This is a genomic window from Variovorax davisae, assembly GCF_030316845.1.
GTDB lineage: Bacteria > Pseudomonadota > Gammaproteobacteria > Burkholderiales > Burkholderiaceae_C > Variovorax > Variovorax davisae.
Genome location: NZ_JASZYS010000022.1, coordinates 39,043 through 58,511, shown reverse-complemented (window position 1 = coordinate 58,511; position 19,469 = coordinate 39,043). Strand labels below are relative to the sequence as shown.

The 19,469-nt window shown below is 63.7% G+C and carries 18 protein-coding genes; 7 read left to right on the top strand and 11 right to left on the bottom strand.

Annotation, left to right across the window (positions count from 1 at the left end; genetic code table 11):
* Window positions 1-209 precede the first annotated feature (209 nt).
* Window positions 210-1,184 (bottom strand): Bug family tripartite tricarboxylate transporter substrate binding protein, encoded by a 975-nt coding sequence (locus QTI33_RS33100; RefSeq protein WP_286510834.1) that lies wholly within the window; start codon window positions 1,182-1,184, stop codon window positions 210-212.
* A gap of 26 nt (window positions 1,185-1,210) precedes the next feature.
* Window positions 1,211-2,092 (bottom strand): TauD/TfdA dioxygenase family protein, encoded by an 882-nt coding sequence (locus QTI33_RS33095; protein WP_286510833.1) that lies wholly within the window; start codon window positions 2,090-2,092, stop codon window positions 1,211-1,213.
* A 22-nt stretch (window positions 2,093-2,114) separates the two neighbouring features.
* Between QTI33_RS33095 and QTI33_RS33090 the strand changes: the two genes are divergently transcribed.
* From QTI33_RS33090 to QTI33_RS33065, 6 genes are all read left to right on the top strand, one after another.
* Window positions 2,115-3,167 (top strand): LysR family transcriptional regulator, encoded by a 1,053-nt coding sequence (locus QTI33_RS33090; RefSeq protein ID WP_286510832.1) that lies wholly within the window; start codon window positions 2,115-2,117, stop codon window positions 3,165-3,167.
* 150 nt (window positions 3,168-3,317) lie between these two features.
* Complete coding sequence (locus QTI33_RS33085; RefSeq protein ID WP_286510831.1) at window positions 3,318-4,316, top strand: tripartite tricarboxylate transporter substrate binding protein; 999 nt, start codon at window positions 3,318-3,320, stop codon at window positions 4,314-4,316.
* 54 nt (window positions 4,317-4,370) lie between these two features.
* On the top strand, window positions 4,371-4,502 hold the full coding sequence (locus QTI33_RS33080; protein WP_286510830.1) for a hypothetical protein: 132 nt from the start codon (window positions 4,371-4,373) through the stop codon (window positions 4,500-4,502).
* A gap of 54 nt (window positions 4,503-4,556) precedes the next feature.
* Window positions 4,557-5,546, top strand: coding sequence for a tripartite tricarboxylate transporter substrate binding protein (locus tag QTI33_RS33075; RefSeq protein WP_286510829.1), 990 nt, complete (start codon window positions 4,557-4,559; stop codon window positions 5,544-5,546).
* 552 nt (window positions 5,547-6,098) lie between these two features.
* Window positions 6,099-6,926, top strand: coding sequence for a transporter (locus QTI33_RS33070; RefSeq protein WP_286510827.1), 828 nt, complete (start codon window positions 6,099-6,101; stop codon window positions 6,924-6,926).
* 50 nt (window positions 6,927-6,976) lie between these two features.
* The gene (locus QTI33_RS33065) at window positions 6,977-8,452 is read left to right on the top strand and encodes a DUF1254 domain-containing protein (RefSeq protein WP_286510826.1); all 1,476 of its coding nucleotides are present in this window, start codon (window positions 6,977-6,979) and stop codon (window positions 8,450-8,452) included.
* Between the two features lie 704 nt (window positions 8,453-9,156).
* Here the strand turns inward: QTI33_RS33065 and phaZ are convergent.
* From phaZ to QTI33_RS33040, 5 genes are read right to left on the bottom strand one after another with little or no spacing between them, the layout of a single operon-like run.
* Window positions 9,157-9,972, bottom strand: coding sequence for a poly(3-hydroxyalkanoate) depolymerase (phaZ, locus tag QTI33_RS33060; RefSeq protein ID WP_286510825.1), 816 nt, complete (start codon window positions 9,970-9,972; stop codon window positions 9,157-9,159).
* A gap of 8 nt (window positions 9,973-9,980) precedes the next feature.
* Window positions 9,981-11,627 (bottom strand): fatty acid--CoA ligase, encoded by a 1,647-nt coding sequence (locus QTI33_RS33055; RefSeq protein WP_286510824.1) that lies wholly within the window; start codon window positions 11,625-11,627, stop codon window positions 9,981-9,983.
* 17 nt (window positions 11,628-11,644) lie between these two features.
* On the bottom strand, window positions 11,645-11,902 hold the full coding sequence (locus QTI33_RS33050) for a DUF1289 domain-containing protein (RefSeq protein ID WP_286510823.1): 258 nt from the start codon (window positions 11,900-11,902) through the stop codon (window positions 11,645-11,647).
* Window positions 11,903-11,954: 52 nt separating this feature from the next.
* Entirely contained in the window at window positions 11,955-13,010 is a 1,056-nt protein-coding gene (locus QTI33_RS33045; RefSeq protein WP_286510822.1) for a beta-keto acid cleavage family enzyme, read from the bottom strand.
* Between the two features lie 46 nt (window positions 13,011-13,056).
* Complete coding sequence (locus QTI33_RS33040) at window positions 13,057-13,458, bottom strand: carboxymuconolactone decarboxylase family protein (RefSeq protein ID WP_286510821.1); 402 nt, start codon at window positions 13,456-13,458, stop codon at window positions 13,057-13,059.
* A gap of 139 nt (window positions 13,459-13,597) precedes the next feature.
* Here QTI33_RS33040 and QTI33_RS33035 point away from each other — a divergent pair, with 139 nt between their 5' ends.
* Window positions 13,598-14,602 (top strand): AraC family transcriptional regulator, encoded by a 1,005-nt coding sequence (locus tag QTI33_RS33035; protein WP_286510820.1) that lies wholly within the window; start codon window positions 13,598-13,600, stop codon window positions 14,600-14,602.
* A gap of 17 nt (window positions 14,603-14,619) precedes the next feature.
* Here QTI33_RS33035 and QTI33_RS33030 read toward each other — a convergent pair whose 3' ends face one another.
* The 4 genes from QTI33_RS33030 to QTI33_RS33015 are packed head-to-tail and all read right to left on the bottom strand — an operon-like array spanning window position 14,620 to window position 19,331.
* Window positions 14,620-16,437, bottom strand: a complete 1,818-nt coding sequence (locus QTI33_RS33030) for an alpha/beta fold hydrolase (protein WP_286510819.1) — start codon at window positions 16,435-16,437, stop codon at window positions 14,620-14,622.
* 28 nt (window positions 16,438-16,465) lie between these two features.
* Window positions 16,466-16,930 (bottom strand): MaoC family dehydratase, encoded by a 465-nt coding sequence (locus tag QTI33_RS33025; RefSeq protein ID WP_286510818.1) that lies wholly within the window; start codon window positions 16,928-16,930, stop codon window positions 16,466-16,468.
* 35 nt (window positions 16,931-16,965) lie between these two features.
* The gene (locus tag QTI33_RS33020) at window positions 16,966-17,994 is read right to left on the bottom strand and encodes a YeiH family protein (protein ID WP_286510817.1); all 1,029 of its coding nucleotides are present in this window, start codon (window positions 17,992-17,994) and stop codon (window positions 16,966-16,968) included.
* Window positions 17,995-18,008: 14 nt separating this feature from the next.
* Entirely contained in the window at window positions 18,009-19,331 is a 1,323-nt protein-coding gene (locus QTI33_RS33015; protein WP_286510816.1) for an MFS transporter, read from the bottom strand.
* Window positions 19,332-19,469: the final 138 nt, after the last annotated feature.

Here is a 19,469-nt window from a genome sequence, read left to right as displayed (position 1 = left end):
TCTTCGTGATGGTCATGATCGCGCCCAGTCGAACCCCAACCGCCGGTCCTCGCCTCAGAAGACAGCTTCCGGCGACGACGCCATATGGAGGCTCGGCGACAACCGGTTACCCGAGAAGGTCCTGCTGGTGCCGTCGGCCGCCATCCGCATCGCTGAATACGCAACATAGGAGTCCGTTGGCCCAGTGCGCCAACATGGGCAACATATCCTCAATCCGCCTTGATGTTGTTCGTTCTGACAATCGATTGCCAGAGCTTGAGATCGGCCGCCACGATCTGTTCGAACTCGGTTGGACTCTTTGGCAGCGGGCTTGACAGGTTGAGTTGCAGCATACGTGCCCGAACCTCTGGATCGGCCAGAACCTTGATGATCTCGCGATGGAGCCGGCTGACTACGGCGTCCGGCGTGCCCCTGGGCACGAAGACGCCGTACCAGCCGTCGACCGCGAAGTCCACGCCTTGTTCCTTGAACGTCAGCACGTCTGCAAGGCCCGGCGCGCGTGCGGTTCCGGAGTTGCCCAATGCCTTGATCTTCCCGGCCTTGACCAGCGGGACTGAACTCGCTGCATCGACGAACGCGACCTTGACGAGCCCGCCCGCCATGTCCTGATAGATCTGGGGCATCGACTTGTATGGCACGTGCGAAAGATCGAGCCCATATCGGTTCTTCAGCCACTCCATCACAAGGTGGCCGCTGGAGCCTACGCCCCACGTGGCATAGTTGATCTGGCCGGGGTGAGCCTTTGCATAGGCGATGAAGTCACGCAGGTTGGTGGCAGGAAAGTCGGGCGCCACCACGAGATTGACGCCACCGGCGCCGAGTTGTGCGACCGGGCTGAGCTTGTCGAGCACATTGACGGCCAGCGCAGGTTGCAGCGCCTGGTTGATCACTGTCGCACTGGCACCGCCGAACAGCACCGTATAGCCGTCGGGCCTGGAATTTGCGACGTCCGCCGTGGCGACGAGCCCATTGGCCCCCACCTTGTTCTCCACGATGACCGGCTGCATCAGCGACAGCGACATGCTGTTGGCGACCAGGCGCAACAGAACATCGCCGCCGGCCCCGGCGGTGGTGCCGATTACCATGCGGACGGGACGGGCGGGCCATGCCTCCTCGGCTCGCAAAGGCGCGGCGATCGCCGCATTCGCCAGGACCGCCAGCGCGAGAAGTCTTGTGAGTTTCATGACGTCTCCGTTCGAATGCGCTGCGTTCAGGCCGCTTCGGCCATCGGGCTCTGTGCCGCGACCCGTGCCGGGTCCGCCGCAGCAGGCGCATGGCCATTGATGGTCACCCGATGCCCATGTCGGCGCGCCGGGAAGTAGTCAAACAAGGCGTGGTGCTGCGTGCAACGGTTGTCCCAGAACGCGATCGAATTGTGCTCCCAGCGAAAACGACACTGGAACAGAGGGTGCGCGAGGTGGTCATAGAGAAAGCCCAGCAGTGCATCGCTCTCTCCCCGATTGAGCTGGGGAATATGCGTGGTGAAGCCGCTGTTGACGTACAGGATCTTCCTGCCGGTTTCGGGATGGACCGTCACGACCGGATGCTCAGTGCGTGAATAGGCAATATCCACCGGCTTGACGCCAAGACCGTTTAACCAGGGCTTGGCGCCATCGTGGATCGCGGTCAGGCCTTCAAGGAAGGTCTTCATGCTCGCCGACAGGGCGTCATAGGCGGCGTACATGCTCGCCCACAGCGTGTCGCCACCCACAGGCGGAACCTCCGTCAGGTGGAGCATGCTGGCCATGGGCGGAGCCTGGTCACAACTCACGTCGGTGTGCCAGCTTTCGCCGGTCGCACGGGTGGACTTCGCATCCGCATGAACCACCAGAAGCTCCTGGTGCTCTGGATGGCGACTGCGCTTGACCGGGTGCACGTGGAGCGAGCCGAATTGCCTGCCCAGGCTCATGTGCTGCAGCGGTGACAACTGCTGGTCGCGGAAGAAGATCACCTGGTTGTCCCAAAGCGCCTGCTTGATCTGCGCGAGGACCGGGGGTGCGACTGGTCGACCGAGGTCGACGCCGAACACTTCGGCGCCGATCGTCGGGGTGAGCTTGCGGATGGTCAGATTGCCTTCATGGTTGGCGTTCATGGGTCGTCTCCGATGGGTTTCGTTGGGCGATGCGCTGACCGAAGTCTGGTCAAAGCCGCTCGAAAACACCAATGAAAGCCTGGGCCGCGCGCATTACTCTTTGGTTATGTCGACCCGCCGCCGCCCACCCGCTTCAACACCAGTCAGCGCACAGGCCTTTCTGCAACGACATCTCAAGTTGCGCCAACTTCGCCTGCTGGTCGCGCTCGACCAGCATCGGCACGTCGGCCGGGTCGCCGAGGCCATGCACCTCACACAGCCCGCCGTGTCGAAGGCCCTGGCGGAACTCGAGCGCGGCCTCGGGATGTCACTCTTTGCTCGGACGCCCCAAGGGCTGGTTCCCACACCTGAAGGCGTTTGTCTGACCCGCCATGCGCAATCCGTCCATGAAGACCTGAACCGCGCCGCCCTCGCGCTGGATTCGATCGGCCAGCCCGAGGTCTGGCGCGTGGCGGTAGGGGCTATGCATGGCACCACATCGGTGATACCCATGGCTTTCGAGCGCCTGCAACGACAACGGACGCCGACGGCAGCTTTCGATCTCACGGTGCAGGAAGGCTCTCCTGACCTGTTGCTGCCCCTGCTGCGGGCGGGCAAGCTGGATGTCGTGATGGGCGTGGCGCCGGAACGAAGCGCCGCGGCCGATCTGAACGTCGTGCCGCTCTATGTCGACCCCATGGTGTGGATGGTGGCGCCCGGCCATCCACTGGCTCGCGCCGCTCGACCGACATTTCACGATCTTGCCGATTCGATTTGGGTATTGCCGCCCCGCGTGGCGCGGGTGCGCGCCGTGATCGACGCGATGCTCCGCAAGAACAGGGTGCTCGTGCCATCCAGGCTGGTGGAAACCGTGTCATTTGATTCGTTGCTGGGCATGGTTTGCGACCACGGCGCGGTTGCGTTGTCATCCAGACGGCTTGCCCGCAATGCCGAAACTCGCGGGCTCGTGCATGTGCTCGACATCGACATGGCCGGGCTGGTCCTGCCGATCTCGGCGATGACGTTGGTCGAGCCGGAATCGAGCGCCTATTCGGTCGAATTCGTCCAGTGTCTGGTGGAAGCCTCGGCACGATAGATAGATAGGCTCCTGGTGCCGCATCGGGCGCCTGTTAGTTCGCCTCCATGACCAAATAGTTATGGGCATGGCTTGGGTTTTCATTGGTGTTTTGGGGCAGCGTTGTTCACACTTCAGTCAACGCATTCAGAACATCCATTGGAGACCCCCATGAAGCCACGCCTGACGTCCCCCCTTCCCCGCCGCGCCCTGGGAGCCGCCCTGGTTGCCGCTTTCGCCATGATGGCCGCGCCTGCAGCGTTGGCACAGACCCCCTCCGACAAGCCGATTCGCATCGTCGCGGCCGGGCCGGCCGGCGCGACCACCGACATCGTGGCGCGCCTGCTGGCCGACGGCCTGCAAAAGGAGCTGAATCAGACAGTGGTCGTCGATCCGAAGCCCGGCGCCGGTGGCGCGGTGGCAGTCAACGATCTGATGCAGGCGCCGCACGACGGCCATACGGTGCTCGTCGCCCTCAATGCGCTGGTCAGCGAGATTCCTCATATCGTCAAGCTGCGCTTCGACATGGCCAAGGAGATCAAGCCCATCGCCGAACTGGGCCGCGCCGGCATCGTGATGGTGGGTCACCCGTCGGTACCTGCGAAGAGCCTGGGCGAGGTGATCAGCTATGTCAAGACCTCTCCGGGCAAGGTGAGTTATGCCTCCTACAGCGCCGGCACGCTGTCGCATGTGATGGGGCTGCAATTGAACAAGGCTGCCGGCATCGATATGTCACACGTCGGCTACAAGGGCTCAACCCCCGCGCTCACCGACGTGATGGGTGGGCACGTGCCACTGATGTTCGACGGGATCCCGACCGCGATTCCGATGATCAAGGCCGGCAAGATCGTCCCCTACGCGGTCAGCCTGCCGCAGCGTTCTCCACTTTTGCCCAACGTGCCGACCTTCACCGAACTCGGATACCCGCAACTCGAGGCGACGGGCTGGCAGGGCCTGTGGGTGACGCCCGACGTGCCGGCAGCGGCACAGACCCGGTTGCGCGAAGCGGCCCTGAAGGTGATGGCGCAACCCGCGACGCGCGAACGCCTGAAGGAATTGGGCCTCGAAGCGGGCCAGCAGCGGACGCCGGAGGAGTTGGCGAAGTCACTGCGCGTCGACTACGACCGCGTTGGCGCCGTGCTGAAGTCGATCGACTTCAAACCCGAGTGAGCAAGGGTGCAGCGGTGTTCGAACAGCTCAAGAAACTCGTCGCCGCGGAACCCAGTGGTCGACCTCGGAGATTGCCTGACGCAGCGCGAGCGCAAGGTGCAGGTGCTGGCCGGCAACGGATTCACGCTGAGCGAGAAGCAGGTTCGTCGACTGGCCATCCTTCGGGGGCCTATTTCTCACATGTAGACGGCGGAGCGGGCTCTTGGAGTCCACGCGCTCTGTGAACCAAAGGAAAGTTTCATGCGTACATTTGGCAAGGTGAAGCTCTACACAGGGCTCTTGGCGGCATTGCCCCTCGCGCTGACTGGCGCCAACACTGCGGCGCAGGGCGCCTACCCGGCACAGCCTCTCAAGATGGTGGTCGGCTTTGCGCCTGGGAGTGCCACCGATGTGCTTGCTCGAATCGTGGCGCAGGGCCTGTCGGAACGGTTGAGCCAACCGGTCGTCGTCGACAACAAGTCCGGGGCCGGAGGGAGTCTTGCAGCGGATGCCGTTGCGAAATCCAGACCCGATGGCTACACGTTGCTGTTCGTATCGAGTGCGATCGCCGTCAATCCCGCCGTCTATCCGAAGCTCCCATTCGATGTCACCGCGGATCTGACACCCATCTCGCTTGTCGGCCGCGCCCCCATCATCATGCTCGTCAACCAATCGGTCCCGGCGAAAGAATTGAGTGACTTCATTGCGTTCGCAAAGACCAAACCCGGTGCGCTGAATTTCGGTTCGTCCGGCCAGGGCGGAGCCGCCCACATGGCCACCGAGCTTTTCGGCATGACCGCTGGGGTGAAACTGACGCATATTCCCTACCGAGGCAACAGCCAGGCCATCACCGCGCTTCTTGCGGGTGATGTCGATGTGATGATGGACACCCTCATCAACGCACTGCCCCAGCTCAAATCGCCGAAGATTCAACCGTTGGCCATCACGGGTGATGCACGCTCGCCACTCGCACCTGACGTGCCCACCTTCCGAGAGATGGGATTGCCCCAGTTCGACGCCCGAGTCCTGTTCGGTGTGATGGGACCGGCAAGCATGCCGCGGCCGGTGGTCGAGCGGATCAACAAGGAAATCGCCGCAACGTTGAAGTCCAAGGATGTAGCGAAGCGGCTGTCAGAAGACGGAGGACTGACGATTGACGGGGGCAGCCCGGAGGAGTTCCAGTCCACGCTTCGCAAGGAACTCCCGATTTGGAAGAAGGTTGCCGCGGAGGCGAAGGTCGTCGCTGAATAGTGAGGACGAAAGTGCCTCGGCCTTCAGTCCTCGTCTCTCGGATCGGTTGAAGATCGAGCGACCGCTTCCACGCGACGAGATTGGCGCACCGAACCTCCGTATCGAACCCTGAACGTCTGTTCGCTGGAATGTCGAAGCGGGCGTTCATCTCGATCTCGTTGGTCGCTTTGCATGCCACCTCCGATCGAAGGTCAGGTTCCGACGTACACCGGTCGTGCACCGGCGAGGATGTCAAGGTCAGCTTTCAGAAGTCGCAGCCATTCGGCTCGAAATCTCGACCGGCAGCAACCAGTCTGAAGCACGCTTTCGAGCCTGGCCGTCGAACTGGGCCTACCGGCCACTTGCGGCCGTTCCCCTTGCATCCCTGCGGCGCCCGCTAAAACCGAAAGCGGACGCTTGATGACCGACATGGATGCCCGCGAGATGCCGTCGAGGGTGTCTGCCAGAAGGGCGCGCCTCCGTATCCACCCTTGAGTGCAATGTCTATTGGCCTTTGGGGCAGGTGCACGGTGACCTCTTTGGCCGTATCCTCGGCCTCAATCACAGAGGGGGATGAAATTGATTCAGCCTAGGCGTCTCGTTGCGTCCCTCATGGTTGCGGCTAGCCTCGCGTTGCTGCCCTCAATGCCATCCATAGCGCAGCAAAGCAATGAGGAGCTCGCCAAGGCTGCACAGAATCCGTTGGCCAGCCTGATCAGCGTGCCCTTCCAGCTCAACACCAACTTCGACTCCGGCCCCGAAGAACGCACACAGAACGTGCTCAATATCCAGCCCGTGGTCCCTTTCAGCCTCAACGAGGATTGGAACTTGATCTCGCGCACCATCATGCCGCTGATCTGGCAGCCAGCCTCCACGCCCTTCGAAGGATCGACCTTTGGGCTTGGCGACATCCAGCTCAACGGATTCCTGTCACCGAAGAACTCGGGCAGCTGGATATGGGGCGTCGGTGCCGTTGCGCAGTTGCCTACGCACACCAACGACCGGTTGGGCAACGACCGCTGGGGACTCGGCCCAACCGCCGTCGTGCTGCATCTCGAGAAGGGCAGCCCATGGGTCTTTGGTGCGCTGATCAACAACATCTGGTCGGTGAGCGGCTCTTCGACTGATCCGAAGATCAACCAACTGACCCTGCAGCCCTTCCTGAACTACAACTTTCCGGGCGGCTTTTACCTGACGTCATCGCCGCTAATCACGGCGAACTGGGAAGCGGCCGGCGGACAGAAGTGGATCGTGCCGATGGGTGGTGGGGTCGGGAAGATCGTGCGCTTCGGCAAGCTGCCCGTGAATCTGCAGGCCTCGGCTTACTACAACGTCGAGCGGCCTGACAACGCGCCTCGCTGGGCATTGCGGTTGCAGGCGCAGCTTATGTTCCCCAAGTAAGTGGTTCAGCCTCGTCGATTCTCGATACCCCACAAAGGACAGGAAGCATCATGAAATCTCAGCTGACGCGACTCACGAGTTGTGCCACCGTCGCCGCCGCCATGGCGCTCACGACAGGGTGCGCCACCAAGAGCGACCCTGTGTCCCAGGCCGCCAAGGCGGACGTCGCCAGCGGCGTCGCAGCGCCGAGTCTTGCCGAGACGAAGGCCATCGCCGAAGAGGCCTTCATCTACGGCCTGCCTATCGTGATGAACTACGCGGTGATGAACGAGTACGCCGTGGACAAGGGCGGCCCGCAATTCAAGGCACCTTTCAACCAGATCAAGAACGAACCCCGCGTCTACACCTACCAAGACACGGCGGTCATCACGCCCAACAGCGACACGCCGTACTCATTGCTTTGGCTGGACCTGAGGGCCGAACCGATGGTGCTCTCGGTACCCGCGGTGGACAAGAAACGCTACTACGCAGTGATGCTCAACGACGGCAACACCTACAACTTCGGCTACATCGGCAGCCGCGCGACGGGCAGCGGGCCGGGCAACTACATGGTCGTCGGGCCGGACTGGAAAGGCGAAACGCCGCCCGGCATTCGCAAGGTGTTCACATCGACCACGCCCTTCGCGCTCGCGGCCTACCGCACGCAGCTTTTCAACGCCAAGGACATGCCGAACGTGGTGAAGGTGCAGTCGGGCTACAAAGCCCAGCCGCTGTCGGCGTTCCTGGGGCGCGCCGCGCCGCCGGCGGCATCGGCCGTCAAGTTTCTCCCGGCCACCACCGCAGGGATCAAGCAGAACTTCTACGAATACCTGGACGCCGCGCTTCAGTATGTTCCACCTTCCGCTGAAGACCGGGACGTGCGCGCACGGATCGCTCGCATTGGCATCGGCCCGGGCAAGACCTTCGAGTTCAAGGACCTGTCGCTCGAACATAAGGCCGCTGTTGGGCTGGGCGCGAAGGCCGGCGACGAGAAGGTTGACAAGTGGCTGGCCAGCGGCTTGAAGAACGTCAACGGTTGGAACATCGGCTCCTTCTTCGGCGACCGCAACTTCTACAAGCAGGACTGGCTGATGCGCGCCGGCGCTGCCAAGGGCGGTATCTACGGCAACGATGCGGTCGAGGCCGCGTATCCGTTGACCCGCGTGGATGAGAAGGGCCAACCGCTTGATGGCAGCAAGCACAACTACACGCTTACGTTCCCAGCCGGTCAGACACCCCCGGTGAACGCTTTCTGGTCGGTAACGATGTACGACGGCAAGAGCCAGCTGCTGATCAAGAACCCGATCAACCGCTACCTCATCAACTCGCCCATGGTCCCGAGCATGAAAAAGAACCGCGATGGTTCGCTCACGATATACATCCAGAAGGACTCGCCCGGCAAGGCGCTCGAATCGAACTGGCTGCCTGCACCGGACGGCCCGATCTACCTCGCAATGCGCCTGTACTGGCCGAAAGATACCCCTCCTTCAATCTTGCCGGCCGGCGAGGGGACGTGGAAGCCACCAGGGATCGTGGCTTCCAAGTGAAGTCTGTCGTTGTCGGCTGACCTCTATCGCGAAGGTCTGCTGTCTGGAGCACTGCGGACGTTCGAGGCGCGAACTCGAAAGGCGGCAAAGGGCCCTACCCTGCCTGTCGTCGGCGCCAGTCGTACGGCAGGTGCGCAACGATTGCTGTCCTCCCTTCCGCAGGGCGAACTCACGCTGTGACGCCGATTCCGGTCACCCAGGTGCCACGAAGATCCCGGGACCAACGACCGGTCCCAAGGTGTTTCGGACATCGCCCATGCTGCTCCTCCCCCTCACGGGTGCACCAAGCGAATTTCGAAGCCGATCGAACGACCGCTGTTCACGTCGCCGAAGTGGTAGTCCGGGCCCAGAAGAGACTTTCGAGTTGGAGGTCTTCATGTCCGAAGTGCGATGCGAAGCCGTCGTCCGGCCGTTCGGCCAGCATCCCAGGGCGCGCCCAAGCGAGCCGGGGCTCACCGAAGCTCAAGGTTGATCTTCTGTCGCCAGAACTTCCCGAAGATGAAGGGGTGCGGGGGACGTCGTTGCCGGCATGAACTGACGCGCTAGCCCTCCTTGAAAGTTGGAGAACATGTCTCACGCGAGGTTGTGTCCGTCCGAAGTTTTTTTGCCTTTTGCTGTCGCCCTTCCGTTTCGAGACGCCAGCGCCGCCGGCCAACTTCGCAAGACGTACTCGCCGCTGGCTCTTTCCGAGAAGGAAGTTGCTCTCAAGACTTGTCGAGAAACGCGCGGATGGCCGCGACGGAATCGTCGGGGCGGGTCAACAGGAACAAGTGGCCGCAATCGAAGACCTTGAGATCCGAATTCCGGATCAACATGCGCATCAGCTTTGCGTTGGCCAACGGTACCAAGGGATCGTCGGCTCCTGCCATAAGCAGCGTGGGCTGGCGGAGGCCAGGTAGCCAATGGATGCTGGTCCAGCCCGCGATCGCAACGAGCTGCAGATAGTAGCCGAGCTTCGACTGCCATTTGATGTGCCGAATCAGCTCAGTGGCCAACGACGGATGGGTCCGGAAGTCGCCGCCATAGATGTCGCCGCTGATGCTACGCGAGTACTTTGCGTCGGTATAGCGCCTTGGAGTTGCCATCTTCCACAACACGGTGGGGCTGGCCGGAATCATGGCTAGGCCAGCGGCGGTTGCGCAGAGAACGAGCCGACGGCAGCGGTCGCTGAAGCGGTATGCGAACTCCTGTGCGGCGGCGCCGCCCCAGGAGACGCCCAGCACATCCGCCTGCCCGATCCGAAAGCGATCCAGAATCTGCGTGGCCATCCGCGCAATGCCACAGAGCCGATATGGCCCCTTCGGCAATTGCGATTGACCGACACCGGGAATGTCGAAGATGACGATCTCTCGCTCCGGCATCCTTTCGGCCAGCGGCGCGAGCAGCTCGATGTTGCCGCCGATACCGTTGAACATCAGCAGAGGCACGCCCTTGCCGTTGCCCGCCTGCCGAGCGACGCGCACGGGCAAAGGATCGGCGGCGGTACCGAGATTCATCATCTCGATTGCAAACGTTTTCATTGATGAACTCAAGCCGACAGCTCGCGCAGTGCCTTCTTGTTGATCTTGCCGACACTCGTCTTCGGGATCTCCGAAACAAAGGCGATGCGGTCGGACGCCGGGACCGCAAATTTGCTGATTCGCTTCGCATCGACGTGCCTCAGAAGGCGTTCGCGAATCGCGAACGACTCGATTGGCATCCCGGGCTTGCGGACGACGAACGCCATCGGGCGCTCGCCCCATTTTTCGTCGCGGACGCCGATCACGGCGCACTCCTGTACGCCAGGGACTTCGGCGATCAGTCCTTCCACCTCTATCGATGACACCCACTCGCCACCGGTCTTGATCACGTCCTTGATGCGATCGACGATCTGGACGAACCCGTCTGGTGCCATGACGGCGATGTCCTGCGTGTGCAGATAGCCACCGGCCCACAGTTCCTCGGAGGCCTCGGGCTTCTTGAAGTAGCCTTGCGTGAGAAATGGAGCACGCAGGACGATCTCCCCCTGGCCCTTGCCGTCGCGCGGCATGTCGTGCATCTCTTCGTCGACAACACGAAAGTCCACCAGCGGCACGGGGCGACCGGGAGAACACCGCATGCGCACCTCATCTCGCGGGTCGGCCGCAGTGAAGCCGGGCGGAAGCTGTGCCAGCGACACAATGGGTCCGGTCTCCGACATGCCGTAGCCGGCAAAGACATCGATGCCTCGGGCGAGAGCCGCCTCGCACAGTACTGGCGAGAGCGCCGAGCCGCCGATGATCATCTTCCAGCCAGAAAGATTCTGCATGCTTTCGTGAGATGCCTGCAGCATCATTTGCAGGATGGTCGGGACGCAGTGGGAAAAGGTCACCCGCTCCGACTCGCGTAGCCTCAGTAGGGTGTCAGGCACGTAGCGGCCCGGCAGGACGGTCCTGAGACCCAGCATGACGGCGACGTACGGTAACCCCCAGGCCAACACATGGAACATCGGCGTGATGGGCATGTATACGTCCTCGCGGTGCAGGCGCTGCCCTTCCTTCTGCGCGCCGAGGCTCGTGGCCGCAACCAGCGCATGCAGGACGATGTCACGATGGCTGTAGCTCACGCCCTTCGGATCGCCGGTCGTTCCCGTGGTGTAGAAGGTCGCGGCCTTCGTCTGTTCGTCGAAGTCGCGGAACTCGAATTCGGGCGAGGCCTTCCCGAGCAGCGCCTCGTATTCGCCCGCCACGTCCAGTATCGTGGACGGCACGTCATGGCCGTCGGCCATCACCACGATCTGCCGCACGCCCCGGAGGCCATCCTTGATCTGCTCGAGGACGGGAACGAATTCCGCGTGCACCAGCACGATCTCCGCGTCTGAATCGTTCAGCGTGTAGAGGATCTGCTGTGGCGACAACCGCACGTTCACGGTGAACAGCGTGGCGCCCATCATCGGAATGCCGAAGTAGCTTTCCAGGTAGCGATGGCTATCCCAGTCCATGACGGCCACGGTCGTGCCGTGACGCGCGCCCAGCGCGCTCAAGGCCGACGCGAGCCGGCCGATGCGCCGGCGGAAGTCACGAAAGCTGTAGCGCATCTCGCCGCGATAGCTGATTTCTTGGTCGCCGTGAAGGCTCAGCGAGTTGACCAGCAATTGCTTGATGAGCAAGGGGTAGGTGTACGCCGACGGCGTAGCGGTGATGAGGTTGGGGTGCATTTTTGTCTCCGTTTTTCTCAGGGGTTTGGCTGTGGCTCCAATGGCGCGGTGCGAGGCCGGTCTATGCGGCCGGCCGTGTCGTCAAGAGCAGGCGTGAACACTGCGCTCATGCGCAGTTCAATCAATGCAAGCACTTCGGCCTTGTGCTGCTCGGCCATCCGCGGCCAGGCGCCGATTTCCAGCGCAGTCCTCTTGCATCCCTGGCAGTACCTCCCGTCCTGATCCATGCGGCAGATGCTGATGCAGGGGTCTGCAATAGGATGGTTCTGGCTCATCGCGGTGTGCCGAAATACGGATTGGCGAAGCGGTTTGCAGGGAGCACCGTGCTCAAGCCGAGATGCGCAACGGCACGCCACGCTGGCCCGGCGCACGGTTGGGCGGCATGCCCAGGCGGGCCAGCGTCTCGTCGGCATCGCTCCAGAACCGGCCAATGCCGAAGATGCTGCGTGCCTCCGCGCCGGTGGCCACTTCACGGCGCAACTCGCGCGCCTGGCGCACGACCATCTCGATCTGCTGCACCGAGGTCATGCGCTCGCCGTGCGGGCCAAACAGAGTGTCCTCGATGCCCACCCGCACATGCATGCCAAGCGCGATGGCCATCGTGTTCATCGGGTAGATGTGGCGGTTCAGCGTCTCCAGTGTGAGCACCGCTCCGTCGGGCGTGCGCCGTGCAAACTCCAGCATGTCGGCCGGATGCAAGCCTGCCGAGCCGCCGCCGATGGCCACGTAGTTGAGGTTCAGCGGGCCGCTGTAGACGCCACGGCGCACCATGCGCAGAAGGCTTTCGAGGCCCGTCAGGTTGCCCAGCATGAAGTGCGGCTGGATGCCGTTGGCCACCAGGCGGCGGATGTGCTCCTCGTGCCACGACGGGTTGGAGGGCACAATCATGTCGCGATAGGCGGCCTGCACCACCGGGTTGGCGAGAGAGGTGCCTTCGACGTCGGCCGCTGTCATCAGCTCCATCACGTTCATCTGCTGGGTGTTGACCGCCACCGTGACCTGGTCGGGCCGCGGGTCGAGCTCGGCCAGCATGTGGCGCGTGTCGTCGCTCATCCACTTGGCGGCCTGGCCTTCGCTCTCAGGGGCGAAGGAGATCGAGCCGCCCACCTGCAAGATCATCTGCGGCACCGCTTCACGCAGTCGCGCCAGCATCTCGTTGAACTTGGACAGGCGCTTGCTGCCCTTGCCGTCGTCTTCGCGAACGTGCACGTGCAGCACGGTGGCGCCGGCGTTCCAGCAGTCGACTGCCTTTTGCACCTGCTGGTCCATCGTGACGGGGATGTCGTCGGAGTCGCCGGCGGCCCATTGGGGGCCGTAGGGGGCGACCTGGATCACGAGCTTTTGCTGGTTTTCGGGCAGGAGGGAATCGTCGAGGAAGTGCATGGTTGTCTCCGGAAAGGGGTTCAGGTGGTTGGGTTCAGATGGGGAATCAGCCGACGGTCGCGCCATTGCGCTCGGCATGTGCGGCGGCTTCTTCGAGCAGGATCGGTGCCCCCAGGCTCATCGTGTGGATGCCCAGCACGCTGACGCACTGCAGCACTGCATTGATTTCTTCCTTCGTGGCACCGAGTTCGAGCGCCTTGCGGATGTGGCGGCGCACGCCCGGGCCGTACATGTGAGTGCACGAGGCGTCCACGGCGATCGCTAGGAATTCGACGGTCTTGGCGTCGAGCACGCCCGACACCATGGGCGCGACGCCCATGGCCATGAATTTCTCCGTCCATTGCGCGTCGAGCGTGGCAAAGGCATCCCAGGCGGGATTCCAGTTGCCGGTGTTGCGCATACGGTCGCAGACCGGCGTGGTCGAGGGGGTGTTGTCGTGTTGTTGCATGGCCTTGTCTCCTGAAGTTGTCGCTGGGGGCGTTGACGTTTTCGGCTGGTTCGAGGGCTAATTGTTCCGGGAGAGGACTTGTCCTGATTGACCAGCGGTGACACGCGTTTAACCTTGGGGGACGCCAAAACACCCAGCCATGTCGAATCTCGTTCGCAGCGCCAGCCTGACCAACTACGCCGAGGTCGCGCGTGAGGCTGGCCTCAATCCGCTGGCCCTGCTCGCCGAAGTGGGCCTCAACCCGGCCTGCCTGCAAGACCCCGATCTGCGGATTCCGACCGACGCGGTGCGACGCCTGCTGGAGATTTCGGCGAACGCCAGCGGAATGGACAACTTCGGACTGCGCATGGTCGAGACACGGCAGCTGTCGAACCTCGGGGTCGTGGCGCTGGTGGCGCGGGAGGAACCCACGGTGCGGCGCGTGGTGCGCGCCATGCTGCGCTACAGCCATTTGCTCAATGAATCTGTCTATGCGAAGCTCGAAGAGGCCGAGGGCGTCGCAGTGATCCGCGAAGCGTTGCTCCTCGGCCATGAGGGCTCTTCGCGGCAGGCAACCGAGCTTCTCGTCGGCGTCATGTTCCGCAACCTCAAGTATTTTCTGGGCCCCGACTGGAGCCCGATTCGGGTGTGCTTCACCCACGCACCGCCGCGGGACCCAGGCCTGCACATTCGTCTTTTTGGCTACGTCGTGGCGTTCGGGCAGGACTTCAACGGACTGGTCTGTACCACGCGCGACATGGATGCGCCGAATCCGATGGCCGACCCGGTGATGGCACGCTATGCCCGGCAGATACTGGATGCCACCGCGGGAGCGGGCCGAATGGAAACGGTGGGCAGCGTTCGCCATATCCTGCTCGTGCTGCTGCCCTCGGGGGACTGCTCGATCGAGCAGGTGGCGCAGCAACTCGGCGTCGACCGGCGTACCGTGCATCGACGTCTTCTGCGCGAGGGCACCACGTTTACCGACCTCGTGAACACGGTCCGACGCGAGATGGCCACGCACTACCTCGAGGATGGCAAGCGCCCCATGTCTCAGGTCGCCGACTTGCTGGGCTTTTCGGCACCGAGTGCTTTCTCGCGTTGGTACAAGCAGCAGTTCGGCGAGGTTGCCGGGCGGCGGCGCCGTCCGGAAGCACGAACCTAGCGGCCGAGCGAGCGACGCTACTTCACCAACACGTACTCGCCCGGCGCCGCGCACAAGGGGCGATGGGTGGGCGAGCCGGCCTGGTCCGGCGCAGCGATCGTTTCACCCGATCGTTCCCGCATCCACGCGCGCCAATGCGGCCACCAGCTTCCGTCCTGGCGCACCGCGGTGCGTGCCCATTCGTCGGGATCGGCTTGGCGGCTCGGCGCGCTCGCAAAGAAGGCCTTCGGTGCGCCCGGCGGATTGATCAGGCTCTGCAGGTGGCCCGCGTTGGCAAGCACGAAGGTGGTGTCGTCGCCGAACACGCGCGCCGTCGCGTAGCAGCTCTTCCACGGCGTGATGTGGTCGGTGGTGCCGCCGATCACGTAGGCGCCGATGTCCACCTTCGACAGGTCGACTGGAACGCCCCGGATCGTCATCGTGCCTGCGTTGACATACGGGTTCTTCTCCATGATCTCGAGCAGGTCGGAGTGGAATCTTGCTGGCAGCCGCGTGGTGTCTGCGTTCCAGGCGAGGATGTCGAAAGCCGGCGGCTTGTTGCCGAGCAGGTAGTTGTTGACCCAGTAGTTCCAGATCAGGTCGTTGGGCCGCAGCCAGGCGAACATGGCGGCCATTTCGGAGCCCTCCACCACGCCCTTTCTGCTTGCGCGCGAGCGCGCCAGGCGCGCCGCCGCGGGCGAGTTGAACAGGCCCATCGTGCTCTCGCTCATCGCGCGCGCGCCGTCGAGCACGCACACCGCCAAGGTGACACTGGCCACCTTACGGTTTCCGGTGCCTGCGAGCCAACCCAGATAAGCCGCCAGCGTCATGCCGCCGGAACACGAACCCCACATGTTCACGTCGAGGCTGCCGGTGATCTCACGCGCTACGTCCACCGCCTCGTCCAGCGCCATGGCGTAGTGCTCGACACCCCAGTCCCGATGGACGGCCGTCGGATTGCGCCAACTCACCATGAACATCTGCACACCGCTGTCCACGGTCCATTTCACGAGGCTCTTTTCCGGCGCGAGGTCGACTGCGTAGAACTTGTTCACCTGCGGCGGAACCATGACCAGCGGGCGCCGATACACCTTCGGCGTGGTGGGCGTGTACTGGATCAGCTCGAAGGTCTCGCAGCGGTAGACCACCTGGCCCGGCGAGCTGGCCATGTTTTCGCCGATCTGGAACGGAGTGCTGTCCACCTGACGGGGCAACATGTTGTTGTGCCGCAAGTCGCTCACGAGGTTCCGGGCGCCTTCCACGAGGCTCATGCCGCTGGAGTCGACGGCCTTGCGCACGGCGGCCGGATTGCCCAGCAACCAGTTGCTCGGCGCCAACGCATCGGTCACGAGGGCGGTGAGGAATTGTGCCTGGCCCTTCTCGCGCTCGCCCAGCGTTGACTCGGCGACGAGTCTGTCGAATTCATCGCGCGCGAGCAGGTAGTTTTGCATCAGTCGCTTGTAGAGGAAATTGCCCTTCCAGGCTGGGTCGGCGAAGCGGCGGTCCTTGGGGTCGGGAGCGAGTTCGGAGCGGCCCTGGACGATCTGTGCCAGGGCCTTTGCATAGCGGGCTGTGGCGCCAGCGATGGCGTCCGGCGAGGCGGCGGCCAGTTCAAGCAGCGTCTGCGCGGCCTGAGCGAGATCGCCGGCCTGCAGGCCTAGGAGCGGATTTGGCGTCAGCGTGTTCTCGCTGGCGCGTGCCACCAGGTCGATGAGTGCGTGGATGGCGACCATCGAATCGGATGGCGCACGGTCGCGGGGCGCGGCGGGCCTGGGGTGGATCGCTGGCTTCCCCGAAGAGGCCTTCTTCGGTTCGGGCGCCCGGGTGGAGGTCGGTGCCTGTGTCTGTGTGGCCATGTCTGGTCTCTCTGTGCTTGTCCTGCGGTCAGGCGATCAGCAATACCATGGAGTGCGCCACAAGGGCCGGCTTGGCCTCCCCCTCGATTTCCATCGAGTTCTCGGTCGTCAGCAGGTGGCGTCCATGGCCCTTGTCCTCCAGAGAAACGATGCTGACGTGGTTGCGCACTCGCTTGCCCGCGCGCACGGGCGCGACGAAGCGGACCTTGTCCAGCCCGTAGTTCACAACCTGCCTGACGTCCATGCGCGAGATCAGCACGTCAAAAGCCGTGGGTGCGAGCAGCGAAAGGGTCAGGAAGCCATGTGCGATGGTGCCGCCGAAGGGGCTGTCGGTCCTGGCGCGCTCCCTGTCGACATGGATCCATTGCGTGTCGTTGGTGCACTCGGCGAACAGGTCGATGCGGGTCTGGTCGAGCGTGATCCAGGATGAGGAGGCGACGCGCTGCCCGGCGAGGGCGGCGAGGGATTGAAAGGTGAACTCGGGGTGTGACATGGCGGTGGATAGCTCGATAGAAGACAGGAAATGGCTCAATGGGCCAGGACAAGGAACATTGCGACGATGATCGCCAGGAACGCCGTCTCGATCACCATCAGCACGATCGGCTTCAGGCCCACGGTGGCAAGGTCCTTCAGGTGCGATTTCATTCCGATCGCCGCCATCGAGACCACCAGCAGCCAGGTCGAGAGCGTCTGCAACGCCTGTTGCAAGGCCGCGGGAATCAGCCCCACGCTGTTGATGACGACGATCACCGCGAAGGCCATGACGAACCAGGGAAGAAGCGGCGGCTTAGGTGTGCTGCCCGGCCCGGCGACGTGGTGCTTGCGGTAGGACAAGGTGATCACCAGGATCACCGGCAGCAGCATGGCGACGCGCAACAGCTTGACGATGGTCGCAATATCGCCGGTTTCCTTGGACATTCCGTAGCCGGCGCCGACCACCTGCGCCACGTCGTGGATCGTCCCGCCCAGGAAGACGCCCGCCTCCTGGCTGTCCAGGCCGAGCAGGCTGGTGATCATAGGATAGAGCACCATCGCCAGTGTCGAAAGCGTGCTCACGCCGATCACCGTAAAGATGGTGGCGCGCTCCTTGAGCTTGTCGTCGGCTTGAACAGGGATGACCGCAGCGATCGCCATCGCCGCCGAGGCGCCGCAGATGCCTACGGCGCCGCCCGTGAGCACGCCGAACCGGCTCCTGTAGCCCATCAGGCGCGCCAACCCGGCGCCGAAGCAGATCGTCAGCGCCACCGAGAGCACCGCCATCGCGACCGGCATGGCGCCGAGCGCCGTGATCTGCCCGAACGTGATGCGCACGCCCAGGAGCGCCACGCCGATGCGCAGCAGCGTGCTTGCCGAGAACCGGATGCCCGGCACACAGCGGCCTTCGGTCGACAGGAAGTTCAACGCCATGCCTAGCAGCAAGGCGAACAGCATCGATGAGATGCGGTAGTGCTCCGCCAGCGAGATGGCGGCGACCGCCACGACCACCGACACCAGGATGCCGTGGAAGTTCGTGCGGGCGGGCTTGCGCCAGCCGGCCAGGGTCAGGGATACATTCATGGGTAGGACTCGCGTCAGGCCGCTTGCTGCGCGCCCCCGGCCCGACTGCGTGCAGCCGCATCGAATTCGTAGCTGCGCGAGGCGAGGACGAAGCAGACCGCCGCTGCCAGGGCGAGGCCCGGTGTCAGCGTCAGTGCAAGCTTCAGCCCGATCAGGTCCGACAGCACGCCGACGATCAGCGGGCCTGGCGCGAGGCCGATCAGGTTGTTGGCCAATGTCATCGTGGCCGCGACAGTTGCGCGCACGCCAGGGTGGGTGACATCGCAAACGATGGCACTTGAACATCCGCCTTGCGCCGCGGCGAACAAGGCGCCGAGGAAGATCATGCTCAGCCCGAGAGGACCGGGCGGCAGCGCGAACGCAACGATCAGGATCAGCGCGGTCAGGAGCGAATAGGCGGCCGGGACCAGGGCTCGACGCCGCGGATGATTGCGGCTCAGCCGGTCGGCCAGGCCACCGCCGAAAAGCATGCCGATGCCCGCCGCCAGGACGGCCACGCCGGCCATCAGCCCGGCCTTCTTCACGTCCATGTCGTGGTAGCGGGTGAAGTAGGTCGGCAGCCACGCGATGAGCATGGCCGGCATCGCCATCTGCAAACCGCTGGCGAGGTAGGTGAAATTGCCTGAACGCACGGCAAACACCTCGCGCGCTACTTGCGCCAGGCCGGGACGTTTGGGCGCCTCGCCGCCGCGCGCAACGTCCGGCGTCAACTCGACGGTCGTGTAGTCGCGCACGACGAAAGGATAGATCAAGGCCAGCAGCAGCCCCGGCGCGCCCACCACGAAGAAGGCCATGCGCCAGCCGGAATGGGCTGCGACGACGCCTCCCAGAACCACGCCGAGCACCGAGCCGAACAGACTCGCCGACAAGAAGGCGCCCAGTACGGCGGCACGCTGCCTGGCCGGAAACACGTGCGCGAGCAGCGCGGCCCCTGCAGCGCCGTAGGCTGCTTCGCCCAGGCCCACAAAGGCCCGTGCCCACAGCAGCTGCCCGTGGTTTTGCGCCAGGCCGCACGCGATGGTCGCCAGGCACCAGACGAAGGCCATGAGCGTGATGCTCCTGACCCGGCCCCAGCGGTCGGCGACCAGCGACATCGGCACCGTCAGGACGCCGACGACCAGTGCAACCACGCTCACCAGCATCGCGAGTTGCGAGTCCAGCAAGCCCCAGTCGGCCTTGAGTGCCGGGATCACGGCACCAATGACTTGCCGCGAGAGGTAGTCGGACAGCATCAGGCCGAAGGTGAGTGCGAAGACCACCCATGGGTAGGCACGCGGCAAGCGGGCGAAGGCGGCGGAGAAGGGTTTGGCGGCAGGGGCGGGCAGCGAGGGATTCATGGCGTTGTCTCTTGGGTGAGTTTTTGGGCGCGACATGGGGCGGGACATCGCGTGAAGGCAGTGTCTGCGCGCAGCTCGATCGCCGATTGACAGATGGGGACACCGAATTTCCCTCTCGGGACACGGAGGTGCTGCACG

What these genes read in the sequence shown, in the direction of transcription:
- QTI33_RS33050 (WP_286510823.1), bottom strand. Translation starts at nt 11,902, where the DNA reads ATGAGCCAGAACCATCCTATTGCAGACCCCTGCATCAGCATCTGCCGC.
- QTI33_RS33065 (WP_286510826.1), top strand. Translation starts at nt 6,977, where the DNA reads ATGAAATCTCAGCTGACGCGACTCACGAGTTGTGCCACCGTCGCCGCC.
- QTI33_RS33075 (WP_286510829.1), top strand. Translation starts at nt 4,557, where the DNA reads ATGCGTACATTTGGCAAGGTGAAGCTCTACACAGGGCTCTTGGCGGCA.
- QTI33_RS33045 (WP_286510822.1), bottom strand. Translation starts at nt 13,010, where the DNA reads ATGCACTTCCTCGACGATTCCCTCCTGCCCGAAAACCAGCAAAAGCTC.
- QTI33_RS33025 (WP_286510818.1), bottom strand. Translation starts at nt 16,930, where the DNA reads ATGTCACACCCCGAGTTCACCTTTCAATCCCTCGCCGCCCTCGCCGGG.
- QTI33_RS33055 (WP_286510824.1), bottom strand. Translation starts at nt 11,627, where the DNA reads ATGCACCCCAACCTCATCACCGCTACGCCGTCGGCGTACACCTACCCC.
- QTI33_RS33100 (WP_286510834.1), bottom strand. Translation starts at nt 1,184, where the DNA reads ATGAAACTCACAAGACTTCTCGCGCTGGCGGTCCTGGCGAATGCGGCG.
- QTI33_RS33020 (WP_286510817.1), bottom strand. Translation starts at nt 17,994, where the DNA reads ATGAATGTATCCCTGACCCTGGCCGGCTGGCGCAAGCCCGCCCGCACG.
- QTI33_RS33015 (WP_286510816.1), bottom strand. Translation starts at nt 19,331, where the DNA reads ATGAATCCCTCGCTGCCCGCCCCTGCCGCCAAACCCTTCTCCGCCGCC.
- QTI33_RS33030 (WP_286510819.1), bottom strand. Translation starts at nt 16,437, where the DNA reads ATGGCCACACAGACACAGGCACCGACCTCCACCCGGGCGCCCGAACCG.
- QTI33_RS33085 (WP_286510831.1), top strand. Translation starts at nt 3,318, where the DNA reads ATGAAGCCACGCCTGACGTCCCCCCTTCCCCGCCGCGCCCTGGGAGCC.
- phaZ (WP_286510825.1), bottom strand. Translation starts at nt 9,972, where the DNA reads ATGAAAACGTTTGCAATCGAGATGATGAATCTCGGTACCGCCGCCGAT.
- QTI33_RS33035 (WP_286510820.1), top strand. Translation starts at nt 13,598, where the DNA reads ATGTCGAATCTCGTTCGCAGCGCCAGCCTGACCAACTACGCCGAGGTC.
- QTI33_RS33095 (WP_286510833.1), bottom strand. Translation starts at nt 2,092, where the DNA reads ATGAACGCCAACCATGAAGGCAATCTGACCATCCGCAAGCTCACCCCG.
- QTI33_RS33040 (WP_286510821.1), bottom strand. Translation starts at nt 13,458, where the DNA reads ATGCAACAACACGACAACACCCCCTCGACCACGCCGGTCTGCGACCGT.
- QTI33_RS33070 (WP_286510827.1), top strand. Translation starts at nt 6,099, where the DNA reads ATGAAATTGATTCAGCCTAGGCGTCTCGTTGCGTCCCTCATGGTTGCG.